A 19846-nucleotide genomic window follows, 5' to 3' on the forward strand; every position below is an offset into this window, starting at 1 on the left:
GTTATAGTGTTTCGTGTCAGGAATTTGTCTACCTATCAGCGTCCGCGGAGCTGCAGGATTTCTGGCTTTACTGTTCGCAACGAGGCCCAATTCTTAAGTTCCGTATAAGGCATAATCAATAACGACATCTCAACTGATAATTAGCGCAGTAACTTTAGCCAATCCCGCTGCAATTTCCTTGTCAGGAATTTGTCCACTTATTCCAACGATGATGCGGATTGCAGCATTGACTTAGATCACCAGTGTTATGTGCTCATCGTGTAGATTTTATCGCTTTAGCACCTTAACTTATTTAAGTGACGTAACCTACATAACTTATGTATCCTATTTAAGTGACGTAAGTTATAGCACTCTTTATCAGGAATCTGTCCACTTATTCCAACGATGATGCGGATTGCAGCATTGACTTAAATCACCAGTGCTCAGTGCTATAGTCATCATGTTGCTTTTATCACTTTAGCGCCTTAACTTATTTAAGTAGCGTAACTTACATAACTTATGCATGCTATTTAGGTGACCTCAGTTATAGTATTTCGTGTCAGGAATTTGTCTACTTATCAGCGTCCGCGGAGCTGCAGGATTTCTGGCTTTGCTGTTCGCAACGAGGCCCAATTCTTAAGTTCCGTATAAGGCATAATCAATAACGACATCTCAACTGATAATTAGCGCAGTAACTTTAGCCAATCTCGCTGCAATTTCCTTGTCAGGAATTTGTCCACTTATTCCAACGATGATGCGGATTGCAGCCTTAACTTATTTAAGTGGCGTAACCTACATAACTTATGTATGCTATTTAGGTGACCTCAGTTATAGTATTCCGTGTCAGGAATTTGTCTACTTATTCCAACGGTGATGATGACTGCAGCAACAAATTATAAAGGGAGGATAGGTGGTTACTTAACCATCATAAGTTATGTAACTTATGATGATTCATATTAAAATCATATGAAAGTAATCTTATTCAAAAACTTAGGGCGTGTCCTCATTTGGCTTTGCAGCAAATAAATATGCAGGCTATACGGATCATAGATTTATAATTGCGTGCCAGTTTATCAAATCGAGTTGCAATAGCACGGAAATGTTTTAATCTTGCAAAAGCATTTTCAACTAAATGTCTTAATTTATATAGATATTTATCAAATTCCTTATTCGATCTCTTACTGTTTGATCTCAATGGAATAATGGGTATCATATTCTTGTTCTTGGCACATATTCTAATGTGCTCAGCATCATACCCCTTGTCAGCTATGAGATAAGTTGCCTCGCCTACAATATCAATCAGTTGTTTTGCAACTTGACTGTCGTGGACATCACCCCCAGTGATTTTAAAATCAATCGGTAATCCATTCGCGTCGGTTGCAAGATGTATTTTTGTTGTTCGTCCACTGCGTGATTGTCCAATTGCTCTTTCGAAACCATGCCGAGCTCCACTTGCATGTTGATGCACGCGTATGTAGCTTCCATCAATGAATACCCATTCCTGATCCAGAATGCCTCGTAATCTAAAAAAAATTTATCCCATAATCCCTTACTTGTCCAGCGATTAAAGCGATTGTAGGCAGTTTGCCAAGGGCAAAGTTCTTGAGGAATATCACGCCATGTCGCACCCGTACGTAGTTTCCATAAGATAGCTTCCATGATATTTCTACTGTTTTTTGAACAGTAACAACCGTGTAATCGCATAGTATCTTGAATTTGCTGCCAAATATCATCGGTGAGTAGAGTACGTGCCATTGGAAAAATATAGAAATGAAAAGAGCTTAAAGGAGGATTTTAAGTATTTAAAAACAATTCTTCAAATGAGGACACGCCCTAGTATGATAAGGCCTGATATTTTGTTTAAAATGACTATCAACTAAAGGGTTACTTCTTGTATTTAGGAGCATAACCAACTTCTAACAAATAAGAAAAATACTTTCTAACATTATCGCTATCAAGAAGATCACTTGATATCCTTTCCTGAAAGTCTTCTAGAGTCTCTCCACGATGTGCGAAATCATTACCAAATTTTGGATAGTTAGTGATATCACATAGCTTTTTAGCAAAAAATATACATTGCTTAGCTGTCAATTTATAAGTTGGCTCTAAAGAAACACTTGTGCTCCTTTTATCCTGTTCTTTTTCTTCAAACATGAAGTGTAATTCTGAAATATTTCTTCCCTCCTTTTTTTGTATATAAGAAACTGTAATATCCGTAAATTTGTTAATTTGATTTAAAGCTACTGTAAGAACCCTTTTCTTAAAGTCTCCCATCTTTTTATATTCATCTTCTATCAATCCGAGTTTTGATCTAAGCTCATCTATAGAAATATATAACTTACCAGTTGATCTCCAACGTATGAGTAACTCATACAGGCGAATTGCATAAATGCTTGTAAGTGGTGAGATTTGTTTAAGTTCATATCTTGTGAATTTTTCTTCAAGTTTTACAAATAAGGGGATAATATCTGGTGCAAAAATTAGTTGGACGCATCCTTCTTCCTTAACATAACCCACTTTTGAAACCCACCTACTTTTGTAAATTCCTATTTTTCCAGTTACAGGATCTATTGCTTTATAATTCAAATGTCGTTCAAAAAGATTATCACATGCTGATTGCAACGCTTCATAGGATGCTTGACGTCCTAAATTAAACTGTTTCATGTATTCAGAAGCATGAATCGTAAGTATAGTATCCGAAGTAAGTTCTTTCTCAATTTCTCGAGCAGCTATGATCGCAATTAATATTAGCCTTTGCTCAGATAGATTTAGTGAATACGATGCTTCAACCAAATTATTATCTTTATATACTATGTTACTCATAGGGAGATATATTAAGGAAAATGTTATAAATAGATATATTGACAATACTACTTAATGTCCACAAATGAAAGTATTTTTAATAAAAGAATTTGTCCACTTATGCACAGAATTTGTCAACTTAGAAACAGGAAAAAGTCAACTTATTGGTAGGAATTTGTCAACTTAGAAACAGGAAAAAGTCAACTTATTGGTAGGAATTTGTCAACATATACTTCCTGTATCCCTTTACTAGCCAAGCTTTGAACAGATATATAAATAATAAATTTAAATAAATATATATAAATTCAAAAAGCTTATTATTTTGTGGATAACTTTTTTTTAATTTTTTTTTCATGATAGTTGATTACTTCATAAATCACCTTTAAATTATACACAAACAAACTTACGTAACTTACATAAATTATGATTATCTTAGTTGGTGGTGAAAAAGGCGGTGCTGGTAAAAGCTGTTTAGCTCAAAATCTTGCAGTCTACTTACAACAAAGTCAAAGAGACGTCCTCTTATTAGATGCTGACCCTCAAGGAACAACAACTGATTGGGTTAAAGAAAGAGATGAAAATGATGAATTAAATAATATTCCATCAGTACAAGCATCAGGAAATATACGTTCAGTTTTAAAAGATTTAGACAAAAGATACCAAGATATTATTATTGATGCAGGTGGACAGGATTCTGAAGCATTACGTTCAGCAATGACTATAGCTACACATATGTTATTGCCGTTTAGACCAAAACGAAGAGATCTAAAAACTTTAAATCATATGGAACAAGTTTTAAAATTAGCAAAAACAGTAAATCCGAATCTGAAAGCGAGAGCAATTATTACTCAGTGTCCAACTCTTCCTTCTCAAGTTCAAAGAATTTTAGATGCAAAAGAGGCATGCAAATCATTTGGTATTGATGCATTGAATTCAATCACAACAAATCGAAATGTCTATGATGATGCAGATGAAAATGGGCTTTCAGTTTTTGAAGTAAATAGTGATCCTAAAGCGAAAGCTGAAATTGAAAGTATTGCAATAGAATTTTTAGGAGTATAACTATGGCTGGGTTAACTGGGCTCAACAAAAAAACTGAACCTACAGAACAAGATAAAATGTTAGATGCATTTATATCTGGTGCAGAAAAGAGAGTAAAGGCTTTAGAATCAAGTGAAAAAAAATTTATTCGTTACACTTTTTCTCTAAATGAAGATATTAGTAAACTAATTGATGAGCTGGTTGTAAAAGGGCAAAATGCAAGAATAAATCGTTCAAGTATTGTTCGAGCAGCTATAGAAAATTTATCGACATATAGTGCAGATGAATTAAAAGAAATATTAAGTAAATAATTTAACAATATCCTCCTTTTTAAAGGGGGATATTTCTTAATTCGGCTAAGGTTCCAGCAGTGTGGCAGTAATTTTGGCACTGTTGCAAATAACCACGAATGGTAAGCTGAAGACTGTTTTAGCTAAAGGTGCAGCATATGAATCCTTTCCATGGTCGACATTTTCAGGGCGAAATCATTCTTTGGGCTGTGCGCTGGTATTGTAAATATGGCATCAGCTATCGTGAACTTCAGGAAATGCTTGCCGAACGTGGTGTGAATGTTGATCACACGACTATTTACCGCTGGGTTCAGCGCTACGCCCCTGAAATAGAAAAACGCTTACGCTGGTATTGGCGTAATCCTACAGATCTGAGCTCATGGCATATTGATGAAACTTATGTAAAAGTAAATGGACAATGGTCTTATCTGTATCGTGCAGTCGATCAACGTGGCTATACGATTGATTTTTATCTTTCTTCTAGACGTAATACCAAATCAGCATATTGTTTTCTTGGAAAAATCTTAAATAATGTGAAAAAGTGGCAAATTCCACAAGTGATCAATACGGATAAAGCACCCACATATGGAGGTGCTTTATTACGGTTAAAACAGGAAGGAAAATGTCCACCAGACATTGAGCACAGGCAGGTTAAGTACAAAAATAACGTGATCGAATGTGATCATGGTAAGTTAAAGCGGATCATCAGGGCCACGTTAGGATTCAAATCTATGAAAACGGCTTATGCCACAATTAAAGGGATTGAAGTCATGCGTGCACTGCGTAAAGGACAAGCTTCATCATTTTATTATTGTCAGCCTCTGGGTGAAGTGTGTCTAATCAACAGGGTTTTCGGTCTCTAAGCACTTTTTAAAGGGAACTTCATCGACTCAAATTTCTATTTGCAACAGTGCCATTAAAAACGTAATTCACTCTGAGATATTTACAAAAATATACATACAGTGACAAATAAGAAAAGTGAAAACCATGATGAGCTAATATTTCACAGGTAACTTGAGAATGTTAATTCTCAAATTATTAAGTGTTCACAGTGTATAGTCAAGAATCAAAACTTTCACATGAAAGTCAGCAAGATAGAAGACAGCGTATTATTGATCAAGCACTTGTTTTGGTCATGAAGAATGGTTTAGATAATGTTGCGATTAGTGATATAGCAAAAGCATGTCAGCTAGGACCTGGACAAATTTATAGATGTTTTAAAGATAAAGATGAAATTATTCAGAATCTAATAAAAAGAATTGCTGATAAAAGGGTGAAAAACTCAGATTTACACTCACAAAATATGATTGAAAGTATTTCTTACGATCTGGCTCAAGGTTATCCGCATCAGATGGAAAAAAGTGAACTTTATTTACTTTATGAGATTTTAAACTTAGATCGAAATCAGAAAAACTCGGAATTGGTTGATCAAGCAGAAAAAGAATTAATGTATAAAGGTTTAGATATATTAAAAAATCGCTATCCACAGGCATCTGAGTCAGAAATACGAGCAATAGCAGAAGTTATTGCAACTATTTCGGATGGTACGATTTTGAGAACAGCTAAAGGGTATTCAAATAACGTTGATAAGAAAATTCTTGAAAAATTTTACCTTACCTTATTACGCACCTTTGACTCAATGTTTAAAACGCCTGATGAATGAGCTGGCGATTGTTAAATCGCTTAGTCCTTCATCTGTTAAATGCAAAAAAAATATTTAAACTCCACAAAATGAGTGAATTATGACTCTATCTCCTCGTCTTAAAATGACGTACCTCACAGCAATAATGCTATGTTGTTTTGCCACTATTTCAGGCTGTACGGAAGATCAGCCTGCTGAACCTAAAACGCAAGCCACAGAAGTTAATGTCAGGTTAATACAGCCCCAATCAATAGAGATGAATCATACCTTGGCTGGTCGAACGACAGCCTATATGGTTTCAGATGTTCGCCCACAAGTCAGTGGAATTATCGAAAAAAGAATGTTTAAAGAGGGTGATGAGGTAAAAGCTGGTCAGGTTTTATATACATTAGATTCAAAGTTGTACCAAGCTGCCTATGAAAATGCGCGGGGGGCATTGGTAGAAGCAGAAGCTGCTGTACTGGCTGCTAGACCTAAAGCACAAAGTTATAAAAACTTGTTAAATATTGAAGCAGTGAGTAAGCAAGATGCGATTGATGCTGATGTAACATTAAAACAAAGTGAAGCCGCTGTAATTTCTGCGAAAGCAGATCTTAACACTGCAAAAATTAATTTAGGTTATACCACTATACGTGCTCCAATTTCAGGTCGTATTTCAACTTCAACGTATACACCAGGCGCACTTGTTACAGCAGAGCAAACCACAGCGCTTACAACAATTCAGCAGTTAAATCCAATATATGTCGATATCACACTTTCCAGTGCTGAGTTGTTAAATTTACGAAAACAAATTGAAAGCGGTACCTTGAAATCAATAGATGGGAAAATTCCTGTACACATAATTCTGGAAGATGGGACGACATATAAAGAATCTGGAACGCTTGAGTTTGTAGGGACCTCAGTTGATACAGGCACTGGAAGTGTCAAATTAAGAGCATTGGTTCCAAATCCACAATACTTATTATTACCTGGCGCATATGTAAAAGCTGAATTACCACTAGCTGTAAACCATCAGGCAATATTGATTCCACAAAAAGTCGTAACACGGAATCATAAGGGTGATCCAGTTGTAAAACTAGTAGGTAATGATAACAAGGTTGTTGAAAGGGTGATTCAAACTGCAGAAACCAAAGGTAATCAGTGGGTGGTTACCGCAGGACTGAAAGCAGGTGAGAAGCTGATCGTTGAAGGTGCGAGTACGGTATCTGCTGGACAAGAAGTAAAAGCAAACATGACTCCATCAACTAAAACTCAGTAAAGATAGGTAAAATAATGGCAAGTTTTTTTATCAATCGACCTATCTTTGCATGGGTGATAGCGATTGTAATTACATTAGCAGGTGCATTGTCTATATTCACCTTGCCGATTGAGCAGTATCCAGATATCGCTCCACCTTCAGTTAGTATTAATGCAACGTATACGGGTGCTTCGGCCGAGACAACTGAAAACTCAGTAACTCAGGTGATTGAACAAAGTATGACAGGGCTTGATAACTTATTATATATGTCATCAAGTAGCTCATCCTCAGGAAGTTCACAAATCACGTTGACTTTTGCATCAGGTACAGACCCTGATACAGCCCAAGTCCAAGTGCAAAATAAATTGCAACAAGCACAGTCCTCTTTACCAGAGTCAGTACAAAGTAATGGGGTGACCGTTACGAAGTCATCGGGCAGTATTTTCATGGTGCTCAGTTTTATATCTGAAGATGGCAGCATGACGGGTACCGATTTAGCTGACTATATGGTTTCTAGTGTAAAAGACCAAATTAGCCGTGTGAATGGGGTGGGGAATGTTCAGGTGATGGGATCTGAATATTCAATGCGGATTTGGCTTGATCCTGAAAAGCTAAAAACATATTCACTGATGCCGAGTGATATCATTTCAGCAATTGAAACTCAAAATAGTGATGTCGCAGCAGGATCTTTAGGTGCATTACCCGCTGTAGAGGGTCAAGAATTAAGTGCAACAGTAACTGCACGAAGTCGCTTAAAAACGGTTGACCAATTTAAAAATATTATTTTGAAATCAGATGAAAGTGGTTCAGAAGTTAAATTAGCTGATGTGGCGACAGTAGAGATTGGCAGTGAAGATTACTCTGCTTTAAGTAAGTTCAATGGTCGTAATGCTGCAGGTATGGGGATTGAGCTCGCTTCTGGTGCGAACGCCCTAGATGTTTCAGCGGCTGTTGATGCCAAGCTGAAAGAACTTAAAGCATTTTTCCCGTCAGGGGTCAACTACAAGGTTGCTTATAGTACTGCTCCATTTGTCAAAATCTCGATTGAAGAAGTTGTAAAAACATTATTTGAAGCCATTATTTTAGTGGTCTTAATTATGTATTTGTTTTTACAAAATTGGCGAATTACTTTAATTCCTGCCGTCGCTGTGCCTGTGGTATTGATGGGAACTTTTGGAGTGCTTGCAGTACTGGGCTATTCAATCAATACCTTATCAATGTTTGCCATGGTCTTGGCCATCGGGCTTTTGGTTGATGATGCTATTGTTGTCGTTGAAAATGTAGAACGAATCATGGCAGAAGAAGGTTTAGATCCGAAAGCGGCTGCAGAAAAGTCAATGAAACAAATCACTGGGGCATTGATTGGTATTGTTCTGGTCTTGACGGCTGTATTTATTCCGATGGCCTTCTTTAGCGGTTCGACTGGGCAAATTTATCGCCAGTTCTCTATCACGATTGCATCAGCCATGATTTTATCAGTGATTGTTGCTTTAACGATTACCCCAGCTTTATGTGCCACTTTACTCAAACCATTAGATCAACATAGTGAATCAAAGAAACGTAACTTTTTGACTCGTTTCTTTGATTGGTTTAACCAAAAATTTAATGTGAATACTGAGCGTTATCATCGCGGTGTACAGTGGGTGATTGCGCATAAACGCATGGGTGTAGCTGTATATTTTGCCATTATTGTTGCGATTGGTGCGTTGTTTTGGAAATTACCGACTTCATTTTTACCTGAAGAGGATCAGGGGATGTTAATGGTGTCGATGAAATTGCCATCAGGTGCCACGCAGCAAGAAACTGTACAAGTGATGGATAAAGTTGCCGAGTATGTACAAAAGCAACCTGAAGTAGAGTCCATCATGAGTGTTGCTGGTTTTAGTACTGGAGGAAGTGGGCAGAACTCAGGTATGGGCTTTATTAAACTGAAAGACTGGGATGAACGTTCATCCAGTGCGACAGATGTGGGTAATCGAATTACTCAAAACATGGCTAATCAGTTTAAAGATGCTCAGATTTTTGCTATGGCACCGTCGGGTATTCCTGGGTTAGGTCAAGGTTCAGGTTTTACTATGGAGTTAACCGATTTAGGTGGTGCAGGTCATGATGCACTAGTGGAAGCAAAAGATAAGCTCTTGCAATTAGCACAGCAAAATAAAAATCTGACATCAGTTCGCTATGGTAGCTTAGAAGATGCCCCAACGTTTGCATTAAAAATCAATGACTCGAAAGCAGGTGCTTTACAAGTTAGCCAGAGTGATATTGATGCAGTATTAGCGACAGCTTTGGGTAGTAGCTATGTGAATGATTTTATTTACAATGGACGTATTAAAAAAGTATATGTACAAGGTGAAGCCTCTTCACGGATGGTACCAACAGATATTAATCGTTGGTTTGTCCGTAATGACGATAATGAAATGGTTCCATTTTCAGCATTTACACAAAGTGGATGGAATTTCTCACCTGCGACACTAGCACGTTTTAATGGTACAGCGTCAATGGAAATTAGTGGTCAGGCTGCAGATGGTGTAAGTTCTGGAACGGCAATGGCTGAAATGCAAAAGCTAGTACAACAGCTACCGAATGGCTTTGGATACGCTTGGTCTGGTCTATCTTATCAAGAGCAACAGTCAGGTAGTATGGCGCCATTACTATATGCAATTTCTATTTTGTTTGTGTTCTTATGCTTAGCGGCACTGTATGAAAGCTGGTCAATTCCATTTTCAGTATTGCTTGCTGTCCCGATTGGTGTATTGGGAGCACTGGCTTTTACCAGTATTCGTGGCTTATCGAATGATGTTTACTTTCAAGTTGGTTTACTCACCACCATCGGACTTTCAGCCAAAAATGCTATTTTGATTGTAGAGTTTGCAAAAGAGCTTGAAGAAAAAGGCGAAACTTTACTTAAAGCTACTCTCCATGCAGCTAAAATGCGCCTACGCCCAATTTTGATGACGTCCTTTGCATTCTTACTAGGAGTATTACCTTTAGTTGTGAGTACGGGTGCTGGTTCTGGTGGACGACATTCGCTTGGAACAGGCGTATTTGGCGGGACGCTGATTTCGACCGTATTTGGTATTTTCTTTGTTCCATTATTTTATGTACTGATCCGTAGTGTTTTTTCAAAAAAGAAAGGACTTAAACAATCTCAGGAGAATACATGATGCGAACAATGTATAAATTTGTAGTACTGGTCACATGTATGAGTACTCTCGTGGGTTGTATGAGTTTAGACCCACAGTACCAACGACCTACATTACCAGTTGAACATTCACTGAATAATTCAGGAGTTCAATCAGCACAAATTGCAGTAAGTGCCATTGATTGGAAAGAGATCTTTATTGATCCGCGTTTGCAGAATGTTATTACTTTGGCTTTACAAAATAACCGTGATTTACGTGTAGCCATGCTTAATATTGATAAAGCACGCGCAACTTATCGTATTCAACAAGCTGATTTATTTCCAAGTGTGAGTTCATCTGTATCACAAACAGCGCAACGGTCGGGGACAAGCTCTGATACAACGCAGGTTTCTCGAAGTACAAGCGTATCTGTTGGTTTTACCAGTTGGGAGTTAGATTTATTTGGGCGTATTCAAAGTCTAAGTCGTGAAGCTTTAGAAACATATTTTGCGACTGAAGAAACTCAGCGCAGTTCTCGTATGAGTTTAATTGCTGAGGTAGCTGGTGATTGGCTGACAGTGGCTTCGTATCAACAACAGTTACAGATTGCTCAGCAAACTTTAACAAGTCAAGAGAAAACACTCAGCTTAACTTATGCGAAGTACAAAGCTGGCATTTCATCTGCATTGGATTATGAAGAAATCAAGACCAGTGTTGACAGTGCACGAGCAGATATTGCGAGCTATAAAAAGTTATTAGCACAGTCAAAAAATGCATTAGATTTGATCGTTGGAACCAAAGTACCTGAGGACTTATTACCTGCTCAAACTTTAGAGATTGACTCGATACAATTGGCTGAAATTCAAAATAATCTTTCCTCTGAGGTTTTATTAAATCACCCCGATGTCTTATATGCTGAACATACCTTAAAAGCGGCTAATGCTGACATTGGTGCGGCAAGAGCTGCTTTTTTTCCTACAATTTCATTAACGGCAACAGCTGGGCGAAGTAGTAATGCTTTAGATAATTTATTCAGTGCAGGTGCTCAAACATGGTCATTTATTCCAACCATTAGTTTGCCAATTTTTGAAGCGGGCGAACTCAAAGCCAGTTTAGATTCAGCGAAAATCCAAAAGAACATCTATATTGCACAATATGAGAAAGCTATTCAATCTGCTTTCTCTGATGCGAAAGATGCCTTGGTTACTCGTCAGTTTATTGATGAGCAATTGACGGCACAGAAGGATTTAGTTCGGTCATCTAAACGTAGTTTTGAATTGTCGAATGCATTGTATAAAGAAGGTCAAGCCAGCTACTTGAACGTATTGACGGCTCAGCGAACCTATTATTCTGCTCAACAGTCATTAGTAACACTTTTATTGGAAGAGCAAACCAATAGAGTGACACTCTATAAAGTTCTAGGTGGTGGAGCCGATGCAGAATAAATTAGTGTTGTTGTTATTGTTTTGATTTGACTTTATATCTGTAATTTTAAGAGCCTAATCTACAAATGGTTAGGCTCTTAAATTTTGAAATAAATTAACTCAAATAATTGGTAGGTACACAAAGAAATAATGAGGTTACCAAATACCTTTATTTGAATTGAAAATAACAGACGACCTATAAAAACTAAAGATTTACATAGAACATGAAATGATCAATTTTGATGGTATTTTTCCGTAAAATATTTTTAATCTAATTTAGATGGTGATTACCTTGTTGTGGAATTCAAGCATAAAAATAAAACAAATTTCTGACTAAAGAGAATTTTATTACTAAAAATTGTTTAGATGTTGATGGTTTCGGAACATTAGATTTGAAAAAGAGGCAGACTATTATTTTTACGAAATCATTAATATTTTCAGTATATTTTTGATACACTGAATTGTATGATTTTCATAGTTATCAAATTTTTACAAGGAGATTTAGTTGAGATTTGATGGATTGGATTTGAATTTATTAGTTGCACTAGATATTTTGTTAACGGAAAAAAATATTACTCGGGCTGGTGAAAAATTATTTTTAAGTCAACCAGCAACCAGTGCTGCATTAGCTCGATTAAGAGATTATTTTGAAGATGATCTTTTAGTTCAGGTTGGGCGCAGTATGGTATTAACTCCAATGGGTGAAAATCTGGCTAAACCTGTAGGTGATTTATTAATTCAAATGCGTACTGTATTGAATAATAAAAATAAATTTGATCCATCAACAGCAAAACGAAAGTTCACGGTTATGGCATCTGACTATACTGGAAATGTTTTATTGCCTCGATTAAATCAATTGCTTTATCGTTTGGCTCCGCAATGTTCAATTGAACAACTAATGCCATCCACTGAAGCGGAAAAGCAAATTGAACGTGGGAAAGTTGATATTTTACTTTTGCCCAGTTTAAGTATTTTAGATGAACATCCAAGTCTAGATATTTTTGAAGATGAATTCGTCTGTGTAATGTGGGAGCAAAATTCTTTAAAAGGAAAACAGTTAACTTTAGAAGATTATACACAGGCTGAGCATGTTGTTGTGCGCTTGGGGGCAATTAATAAGACACCGATGATTGACGATTGGTTAATTCGAAATCTAGATATTAAACGTAACGTGGCATATATTGCGACAAATTTTACTAGTGTGCCGCAATTTGTGATTGGTACACCTTATATTGCGATTATGCATAAAAAGCTGGCGTTAGAATGCGCAGAATATTTACCAATTTATGTGGCTCCACTGCCATGGGAAGCTCCGAAAATTAAAATCTGTATGCAATGGAACAAGTACCAGGAAAATGATGCAGGTTTAAAGTGGTTCCGTAAACTGGTAATAGATGTCGCTGAAAAATTAGTTGTGTAATCTGAGTTCAAAAGGGTTGGTTTTAACCCTTTTGAATATTTATTAATGAATTAATAAGCTGTTGTTTTTGCTTTCAAAATAAAACAACGCAGTACATCGAAAGCAATACAAAATACTGCAAAGGCAAGCAGTAACGGACCAAGTTGAGCCAATGTATGTTGTAAGCTACCTGTAAAACCATTGAAATATACAATTAATATTGGGCTAAAAAACATCCCAAAATTATAAAAACTGTTCCATATTCCTGTGCCCAGACCGCGTTTGGCTTGAGGTAAATGGCGCATATTCCAAAAGGTAACTGATGGCAATAAAATTCCCGAACCGAAGCTATTAATGATGGCATAAATTAAAACTTCATTTGCACTTTGAGCATTGGACAATAAAATAAAACTAAAACCAATTAGACCAAATCCAATCAATAGGTTGAGAGAAATTGGCGTTGATTTTTTTATCATGTATTGCACGGTAAGCGTACCTAAAACTACAAATACGGTTGAAAGTGCTGCAATATTACCAGCCGTTTTGGGTGAACTTTCACCAATTGCATTTAATAAATACGGAATTTGAATTTGTAAAATCATGAAGGTCACGGCAGCAATAAAAGCTGTGATCCAGATACCTAGCATAAAATTAGGACGGAACGTGATTGTTTCATCAGTACTTTCCGCATTGAGATAGTCATGATTACTGTTTTTGACTTTCGGTTCCCATAAAAGAATTTGACCAAGAACAGCAAAAATTAAAGGTACTGCATAGACAATAAATGCAAGGCGCCAGCTAATTCCACCTAAATATCCACCAAGTGCAAAAAAGAAAATTGCAGAAGTTGATGCAGCAGTCACTTGTAATGCCAAATAACGTTGTCTCAACGTTGGGGAATAATAGTCACCAATTAGTGTGGTACTTACTGTAAGTACAACAGCCTCAAATACACCTAAAATGACACGAGAGCTCAGAAGAAAATAAAAATTATCTAAGAACATGGGAGCTATTCCCACCATGCCATAAGCCACGGTGGAAAGGATGAGTAATTTTTTACGACCAAACTTGTCTGTGAGGAATCCAACCAGCGGGCTAACAATCGCCATGACTAAACCCGGAATGGTTAGAGCAATCGGAGTTAAATACTCAATATGCGGTACATGGGCAAAGTGTTGCTGAATTTTAGGGAGGCTGGGTGCCATGACAATGGCTGCCATCGGCGACAAGCAGACAAATAGCAATAACAGCAGTGTGGTAAAGCCAGACTTAATCCCAACCACTTTTTCAATGGTCGTTTTTCCTTGATTCATAATTCCCTCGATCTTCAACAGATGTGAGAAAGGGCGTATTGTTCTGATCTTGATAAGGCAGAAAAATAAATGGTATCGCGTCCTGTCTCACCGTTTCGAACATATCCTTGTTTAGGGTGTAATCGGCTTAATGGGGCATGCCAATATTGGTTTTTGTGCCATCGGCATCGGTTTTGATGAAATTAAAATAAGACACATGGACTTCATAAAATTTCTGATTTTCATCGATTTTATAAAGAATTAAGCCGTGAAAATCGAACTGTTGTCCCTGTTTGATTTCACCAAATGGCGTTTCAGTTTTATCTTCTGGAACATCAAAATGCGTGTGAAGCTCAATCACCAGACGGTTGTCATTGACGGGTAAATATTCTTTGACGTTGAGCGTTTCCTTCATCACGCTCCAGATCTGGCGGTAATGTTCTTTGACGGCTTCGACACCTTCAAAAATTAGACCGCCATTAAACATTTTGATATTGGGGGCAAAAAACTCTTCAAAACCTGAATGGTCTTGCTGATTAAATTTACCGATATAATTGTTTAGAAAATACTGTTGATCCATGTGCAATGTTCCATGCTTGGTGGTGTTGTTTTGACATCATGTCAATTTATGCGGATTTATTGTTTTGGATGATTCATCCCGATCCTTGGATCGGAATGAATGAGCGAGGATGAAGAAAATGGTATGGATGCTATTTCTTGCGTCCAACTGAAGCACGAAACAGTAAGGTAATTAAAAATAAAACCGTTTTAAAATTGAGGAGCTTTAGCGCAGCACGAGCCTCCTCAGGTCTGAGTTTTGCCGTCATCGGCATTGCGCCAAAAATCTTGCCTTTTAAAATCAGCTCGTTGCCATTACGTTCAATGGTGCTGACATTCATCAGTTCGCTATTGTCATTTCCATAGACTTTCATAATTAGTTTCCTACTACTTTGTCGAAATCAATATTCATGTCATCAAACATTTTGATGGCTGTTGCACGGCCTGCACCAAATACGCCACCGCCTGGGTGCATGAATGGACCAACTAGATACATGTTATCGAGACCAGGCACGGTTAAGCGGCCTAAGTCAGGAGTTGGACGATGTGCGAAACATTGGTAAAAATAAGGGGCTACACCATGTACATCACCGCGAACCATAGAATTTGGTGAGCTGCGTTCCAGATCTAGTGGGGAATGGAAGCTACGCGCAATAATGTTGTCCGAAGTCAGGTTCTTCACATATTTGCGATAAGCCGCCAGACTGAGTTCACCAAATTCTTCCTTGTATTCATCCCAACGCGCTGAACCACCTTCGGCAAGATCATACGGAGCGAAAGTAATGCCGTGGAACATACCTTTGCCCGCAGGGACACGCGTCGGATCATTCAGGCTTTCATCACCCCCTGCCACCAAGCGACGTTTTGAGACTTTACCGCGACGCAGTTCGTCGAAGTCATCCATCAGTTCAGACAGGTTTTCTGTGCTGAGCATAGTCAGCATGGTGCCTTTGCTGACATCTTTATGTGCGTAAAACTCGGCAGGGTTGTGCAAGTCATAGTGACTGACGAACAAGCTAAATGGCGCAAGTGAGGCATTTTTGGCGCGACGTACCACGTTTTCATCTAGCCCATCGATAAAGCGATCAATGACATGTGGATGCAGCGCGCCAATCACACCATCTTTGGCATAAATTTTTTCGCCATCACGCATTTCCACGCCAACCGCTTTGCCGTTGGAGGTCAGGACTTTTTTCACTTCAGCATCTAGACGAACTTCACCGCCATAATGTTTAAAACAGCGCTCCAAGGCTTCAGACAATTTGCCACTGCCACCTACTGGTTGCGAAACGCCATAGGTATGCATGATGCCAACAAAGACAAACAGTCCCATGCCTGTGCCGAGTTCGTCAGGCAATTGCAGGTTTTCAGCCAATACCCGCAGCAAATGCACTTTGACTTTGTCATGTACAAACAGGCGGTTGACGATTTCATAGGTGCTGCGCTGCATGTAGTCAAACATTTCGCGACCTTCTTCACTCTGGTCGAGCATGGCGACCATCGCACCCATCGGGAGGGGCGGTGAATAAAAACCTGACAGAAACATCGGCAATAATGAAGCCGCTTTTTGTGCTAACTTACGATAGGTTTCAGCATCTTTCGGAGAGATTTGAGCAATTGATTCGCAGGCTTTATCCAAATCTTTGTAGCAAATAATCGAACTGCCATCATCGTAAACTGAGGCATATGGCACGTCTGAATAATTGTACTTCAAGCCAAATTTGGAAAATAAACCGAGTTCGTCCTGACGGATCATTGGGTTGCCTTGAATCATGATATGTACGCTAGAGTGTTCATCATGCCAGAAGCCTGGGGTATTTAGTTCACGCGTCGATACACCACCACCCACATAAGATTTTCGCTCTAAAATTAGGACTTTCTTTCCTGCTTTCGCTAAATAGGAAGCGGCAGTTAATCCGTTATGTCCAGCGCCAATCACAATTACATCATATTGAGACATCATGTCACTCCTTTCCTTTTTTCGTTTTAAGCTGTGATTGGGGCTAAGCATAAAGACAAAAAATCGGATGCGGAAGACAGCACTTTTTTGTATGCTAGTTACATAAATGTTCGTTATGTAAGATGTTTTTTAAAGGAAGTTGCCACAATGCATGGGTTGCAATCACAACAGCAGATTGAGCTAGAAGAATTTCGTAAACGTGTGCAGCAAGGTAACGACCCGCATGGTCCAGTTCGTGAAACCATGAGCCGTTTAGGTGACCGCTGGACACCGTTGATTTTAATGATTTTACGTACGGGAATTTTACGTTATACCCAGTTACTCAAAGAGATTAACTCGATGGCAGACTCGCCTGTATCACAGCGTATTTTGACCTTAAAGTTGCGTGCCTGTGAGCGTGATGGTTTTATTCAGCGCACCGTGATTCCGACGGTGCCGCCTCAGGTGGAGTATGGTTTGACTGAGTTGGGGCAGGCGATGGTACAGGAACTGAATCGATTAATTGGCTGGCTAGAAGTGCATGAAGCACAAATAAAAGCTTGTCGAGCTGAATACGACGCCCAATAGGTTGATATGTATTTTTAGAATAAATTTTATACGTTATTAAAAATAATAAAATTAATCAGTCAATTTTATTCAAATCTTTCTCAAACCTGCTACTTCAGATACTGAGTTTTCTGATGGTAGAGGTTTATTTTTATAAAAATAATTCAAGGCAATCATTCAATCACATCTATGTATTTGTTGTGTAGATACAAGCAATCTAAATAATAAATTTTATGAATGGTTATGCAGCATGTATTTTAGCTTCATGGAACAGCGCAAAGCGATTGGATTTAATCCTCTCGATTTTGCCAATACAGAAACAGCCATTTGGAACAAGGAGTTGCGTGTCCAATTGCCGATTCTAAATGGAACATGGAGTGTAGAAAAATCATGAGTGCACTAAAAAAAGTATTAATCGTTGGCGGTGGAATAGGTGGTTTATCCACTGCAATTGCACTACGAAAAGCAGGAGTTGCTCAGGTCGACGTCATTGAAATCAATGCTGAACCTAAAGTTTATCATGTCGGCATTGTGGTTCAGGCAAACTTCATTCGTGCCATGGCTGCACTAGGGATTGCTGATGAAGCGGTTCAAGCTGGCTTCCCTTATCAGGGTTTACGTATCTGTAATATTGATGGTGAAGTCAAAGCGGAATTGAGTGGTGCACAGCTTGCGGGTGAACAATATCCTGCCAATTTAGGTCTGACCCGACCAGCCTTACATAAAGTGCTCTTAGATGCGATTCAAAGCGAAGGTGTGAATCTCAAATTAGGTTTGACCTTTGACGAGATTGAGCAAACCGCTGAACAGGCCACTGTGAGTTTCACCGATGGTACGCAAGACAGTTATGACTTGGTGGTCGGTGCAGATGGCGTGTATTCCAAAGTCCGCAGTCAGGTATTTGGCGAACAGTATAAGCCAAAATTTACAGGACAAGGCGTATGGCGCTATAACCTGCCACGACCAAAAGACTTACTGTATTCGCACATGTTTGAAGGCAAGTCGGGTGGGAAAGTCGGCTATACCCCATTGACCGAAGACAGCTTATATATTTTGGCGGTATGGGAAGAACCTGGTAATCCATTCTTTGATCCAAACAGCCTTGCTGAAGAATTCCAGAAACGTCTGGATGGTTTTGGGGGCTTGATTCCTGAATTAAAACAGCAAATTACTGACCCAAGCCAAGTAGTTTATCGCCCGCTGGAAGCAATCTTGATGCCTGCACCGTGGTACAACGGACGCGTGCTGTTGATTGGCGATGCAGCACATGCCACCACACCACATATGGGGCAGGGTGCAGCACAAGCCGTTGAAGATGCCGTGGTTCTGGGTGAATTGGCAGCCTCCGCACCTGATGTGCAGCATGTACTGGATGGCTTTATGGAACGTCGTTATCAGCGCTGCAAATTTATCAATGAAGGGTCAATCCAGATTGGTGAATGGGAACAGCGCCCAACGCCTGACGCCAACTTTGCCGGCATGATGGCTAAAATGATTGAAGTCACTTCGCAGCCGATTTAAGGAGATGAGCATGCAACAAAATCCTTTAAAAAGCTGGACGCTGAATGTAGATGATATTCAATTTATTGGTCAGGATTTACAGCGTCCCGAGTGCATTATTGCTCAGCCTGATCATTCACTCTGGGTCGCCGATGCTCGCGGTGGTGTGATGCACATCGACGCGCAAGGACAACAGACTTTAATCGCTCCTGAAATTGAAGTTCAGGAAGATGCCAGTTTTGAGGATCGCTATGTCAAGGCACAGGGTGCTTCGCTGCCGAATGGCATGGCAATGACCGATGAAGGTGACTTTATTATTTGTAACTGGGGTTTAGACCGCATTGAAAAGTTACATAAAAACACCGCACAGGTAGAAGTACTTTATGACCAACTGAATGGTCAACCTTTAGGAAAAACCAATTTCCCGTTAATTGATTCAAAAGGACGAATCTGGTTTACCGTCACCACCACCATGCAGCCGTGGACTGAATCCATCAATTCTGATGAGCTGGATGGCTATATTGGCGTGATTGATGAAAATGGTATTCGCGTGGTGGCTGAACAGCTCGGCGGTGCAAATGAAATCCGATTCGATGACAATGAGGAATGGTTATATGTGGTTGAAAGTAATGTACGACGTATTACCCGTTTTCGGGTTGTTGATGATGCAACTCTGTCTGATCGTGAAGTTTATGGACCTGAAGAACTCGAAGGATTCCCAGACGGATTTGCTTTTGATGTCTATGGGAATTTATGGGTAACTCTGGTGATGGTGGACAAACTAATCGCGATTACGCCTGAACAGGAGGTCGTGACTATTTTGGATGACAGCCATCCTGAAGCCAATGCTCGACTCAATCAGCATTATAAAACCAAGACATTAACCCCCGAAATTATGCAGGCATCGCGCGGCAAACTCGCGCCGTGGATGGCCAGTATTACCTTTGGTGGGGCAGATTTAAAAACCGTGTATTTAGGCAGTTTGCAAGGCACGCGAATTCCATTTTTCCGTTCGCCTGTGGCAGGACAAAAATTAAGACATTGGAAATAA

18 protein-coding genes are annotated in these 19846 nt (G+C 39.0%); 12 read left to right on the forward strand and 6 right to left on the reverse strand.

Annotation, left to right across the window (positions count from 1 at the left end; all coding sequences use genetic code 11):
• Positions 1–982 precede the first annotated feature (982 nt).
• Together J655_RS24910 and repM are read right to left on the reverse strand one after the other, a co-directional pair.
• Positions 983–1734 (reverse strand): IS5 family transposase gene (locus J655_RS24910; RefSeq protein WP_139111769.1). Its coding sequence is split into 2 segments (ribosomal slippage): positions 983–1500 and positions 1500–1734, totalling 753 coding nucleotides; the frame shifts between segments, so codons are not numbered across the junction.
• Positions 1735–1863: 129 nt separating this feature from the next.
• Entirely contained in the window at positions 1864–2802 is a 939-nt protein-coding gene (gene repM, locus J655_RS22550) for a replication initiation protein RepM (protein WP_032053222.1), read from the reverse strand.
• A 402-nt stretch (positions 2803–3204) separates the two neighbouring features.
• On the opposite strand from repM, the gene J655_RS22555 reads away from it, so the two are divergent.
• The 8 genes from J655_RS22555 (at position 3205) to J655_RS22590 (ending at position 12960) form a co-directional block, all read left to right on the forward strand.
• The gene (locus J655_RS22555; RefSeq protein ID WP_032053224.1) at positions 3205–3843 is read left to right on the forward strand and encodes an AAA family ATPase; all 639 of its coding nucleotides are present in this window, start codon (positions 3205–3207) and stop codon (positions 3841–3843) included.
• A gap of 2 nt (positions 3844–3845) precedes the next feature.
• Positions 3846–4133: a hypothetical protein gene (locus J655_RS22560; protein WP_016165568.1), complete on the forward strand. Its 288-nt coding sequence runs from the start codon at positions 3846–3848 to the stop codon at positions 4131–4133.
• Between the two features lie 137 nt (positions 4134–4270).
• Complete coding sequence (locus tag J655_RS22565) at positions 4271–4975, forward strand: IS6 family transposase (protein ID WP_032053227.1); 705 nt, start codon at positions 4271–4273, stop codon at positions 4973–4975.
• A gap of 188 nt (positions 4976–5163) precedes the next feature.
• Positions 5164–5775: a TetR/AcrR family transcriptional regulator gene (locus J655_RS22570; protein WP_032053228.1), complete on the forward strand. Its 612-nt coding sequence runs from the start codon at positions 5164–5166 to the stop codon at positions 5773–5775.
• A 79-nt stretch (positions 5776–5854) separates the two neighbouring features.
• A complete protein-coding gene (locus J655_RS22575; protein ID WP_050675400.1) occupies positions 5855–7012 on the forward strand; it encodes an efflux RND transporter periplasmic adaptor subunit in 1158 nt (385 codons plus the stop codon).
• 14 nt (positions 7013–7026) lie between these two features.
• Entirely contained in the window at positions 7027–10158 is a 3132-nt protein-coding gene (locus J655_RS22580) for an efflux RND transporter permease subunit (RefSeq protein ID WP_032053231.1), read from the forward strand.
• Between the two features lie 38 nt (positions 10159–10196).
• On the forward strand, positions 10197–11561 hold the full coding sequence (locus J655_RS22585) for an efflux transporter outer membrane subunit (protein WP_228132280.1): 1365 nt from the start codon (positions 10197–10199) through the stop codon (positions 11559–11561).
• A 505-nt stretch (positions 11562–12066) separates the two neighbouring features.
• Positions 12067–12960 (forward strand): LysR family transcriptional regulator, encoded by an 894-nt coding sequence (locus J655_RS22590; protein WP_228132281.1) that lies wholly within the window; start codon positions 12067–12069, stop codon positions 12958–12960.
• A 50-nt stretch (positions 12961–13010) separates the two neighbouring features.
• Here J655_RS22590 and J655_RS22595 read toward each other — a convergent pair whose 3' ends face one another.
• The 4 genes from J655_RS22595 to J655_RS22610 all read right to left on the reverse strand — a co-directional run bounded on the left by J655_RS22595 (position 13011) and on the right by J655_RS22610 (position 16800).
• Positions 13011–14252, reverse strand: a complete 1242-nt coding sequence (locus tag J655_RS22595) for an MFS transporter (protein ID WP_050675402.1) — start codon at positions 14250–14252, stop codon at positions 13011–13013.
• 127 nt (positions 14253–14379) lie between these two features.
• Positions 14380–14811 carry a nuclear transport factor 2 family protein gene (locus J655_RS22600; RefSeq protein ID WP_032053239.1) on the reverse strand — a complete coding sequence of 144 codons (432 nt, stop codon included), beginning with the start codon at positions 14809–14811 and terminating at the stop codon, positions 14380–14382.
• A gap of 130 nt (positions 14812–14941) precedes the next feature.
• Positions 14942–15163, reverse strand: coding sequence for a hypothetical protein (locus J655_RS22605; RefSeq protein WP_032053240.1), 222 nt, complete (start codon positions 15161–15163; stop codon positions 14942–14944).
• 2 nt (positions 15164–15165) lie between these two features.
• Positions 15166–16800 (reverse strand): phytoene desaturase family protein, encoded by a 1635-nt coding sequence (locus J655_RS22610; RefSeq protein ID WP_228132282.1) that lies wholly within the window; start codon positions 16798–16800, stop codon positions 15166–15168.
• A 96-nt stretch (positions 16801–16896) separates the two neighbouring features.
• On the opposite strand from J655_RS22610, the gene J655_RS22615 reads away from it, so the two are divergent.
• The 4 genes from J655_RS22615 (at position 16897) to J655_RS22625 (ending at position 19846) form a co-directional block, all read left to right on the forward strand.
• Positions 16897–17316, forward strand: a complete 420-nt coding sequence (locus J655_RS22615; protein WP_050675403.1) for a winged helix-turn-helix transcriptional regulator — start codon at positions 16897–16899, stop codon at positions 17314–17316.
• A 229-nt stretch (positions 17317–17545) separates the two neighbouring features.
• Complete coding sequence (locus J655_RS25220) at positions 17546–17689, forward strand: hypothetical protein (RefSeq protein WP_155519369.1); 144 nt, start codon at positions 17546–17548, stop codon at positions 17687–17689.
• A complete protein-coding gene (locus J655_RS22620; RefSeq protein ID WP_032053246.1) occupies positions 17686–18816 on the forward strand; it encodes an FAD-dependent oxidoreductase in 1131 nt (376 codons plus the stop codon). The genes J655_RS25220 and J655_RS22620 overlap by 4 nt, the downstream gene beginning before the upstream one ends.
• 10 nt (positions 18817–18826) lie before the next feature.
• Positions 18827–19846 (forward strand): SMP-30/gluconolactonase/LRE family protein, encoded by a 1020-nt coding sequence (locus tag J655_RS22625; RefSeq protein WP_032053248.1) that lies wholly within the window; start codon positions 18827–18829, stop codon positions 19844–19846.

It is taken from the genome of Acinetobacter sp. 1294243 (assembly GCF_000588015.1).
In the GTDB taxonomy this organism is placed as follows: domain Bacteria; phylum Pseudomonadota; class Gammaproteobacteria; order Pseudomonadales; family Moraxellaceae; genus Acinetobacter; species Acinetobacter pittii.

Coding starts and splice junctions, on each gene's coding strand:
- repM (WP_032053222.1), bottom strand. CDS start 2,802: ATGAGTAACATAGTATATAAAGATAATAATTTGGTTGAAGCATCGTAT.
- J655_RS22555 (WP_032053224.1), top strand. CDS start 3,205: ATGATTATCTTAGTTGGTGGTGAAAAAGGCGGTGCTGGTAAAAGCTGT.
- J655_RS22560 (WP_016165568.1), top strand. CDS start 3,846: ATGGCTGGGTTAACTGGGCTCAACAAAAAAACTGAACCTACAGAACAA.
- J655_RS22565 (WP_032053227.1), top strand. CDS start 4,271: ATGAATCCTTTCCATGGTCGACATTTTCAGGGCGAAATCATTCTTTGG.
- J655_RS22575 (WP_050675400.1), top strand. CDS start 5,855: ATGACTCTATCTCCTCGTCTTAAAATGACGTACCTCACAGCAATAATG.
- J655_RS22580 (WP_032053231.1), top strand. CDS start 7,027: ATGGCAAGTTTTTTTATCAATCGACCTATCTTTGCATGGGTGATAGCG.
- J655_RS22585 (WP_228132280.1), top strand. CDS start 10,197: ATGAGTACTCTCGTGGGTTGTATGAGTTTAGACCCACAGTACCAACGA.
- J655_RS22595 (WP_050675402.1), bottom strand. CDS start 14,252: ATGAATCAAGGAAAAACGACCATTGAAAAAGTGGTTGGGATTAAGTCT.
- J655_RS22600 (WP_032053239.1), bottom strand. CDS start 14,811: ATGGATCAACAGTATTTTCTAAACAATTATATCGGTAAATTTAATCAG.
- J655_RS22605 (WP_032053240.1), bottom strand. CDS start 15,163: ATGAAAGTCTATGGAAATGACAATAGCGAACTGATGAATGTCAGCACC.
- J655_RS22610 (WP_228132282.1), bottom strand. CDS start 16,800: ATGCTTAGCCCCAATCACAGCTTAAAACGAAAAAAGGAAAGGAGTGAC.
- J655_RS22615 (WP_050675403.1), top strand. CDS start 16,897: ATGCATGGGTTGCAATCACAACAGCAGATTGAGCTAGAAGAATTTCGT.
- J655_RS25220 (WP_155519369.1), top strand. CDS start 17,546: ATGTATTTTAGCTTCATGGAACAGCGCAAAGCGATTGGATTTAATCCT.
- J655_RS22620 (WP_032053246.1), top strand. CDS start 17,686: ATGAGTGCACTAAAAAAAGTATTAATCGTTGGCGGTGGAATAGGTGGT.
- J655_RS22625 (WP_032053248.1), top strand. CDS start 18,827: ATGCAACAAAATCCTTTAAAAAGCTGGACGCTGAATGTAGATGATATT.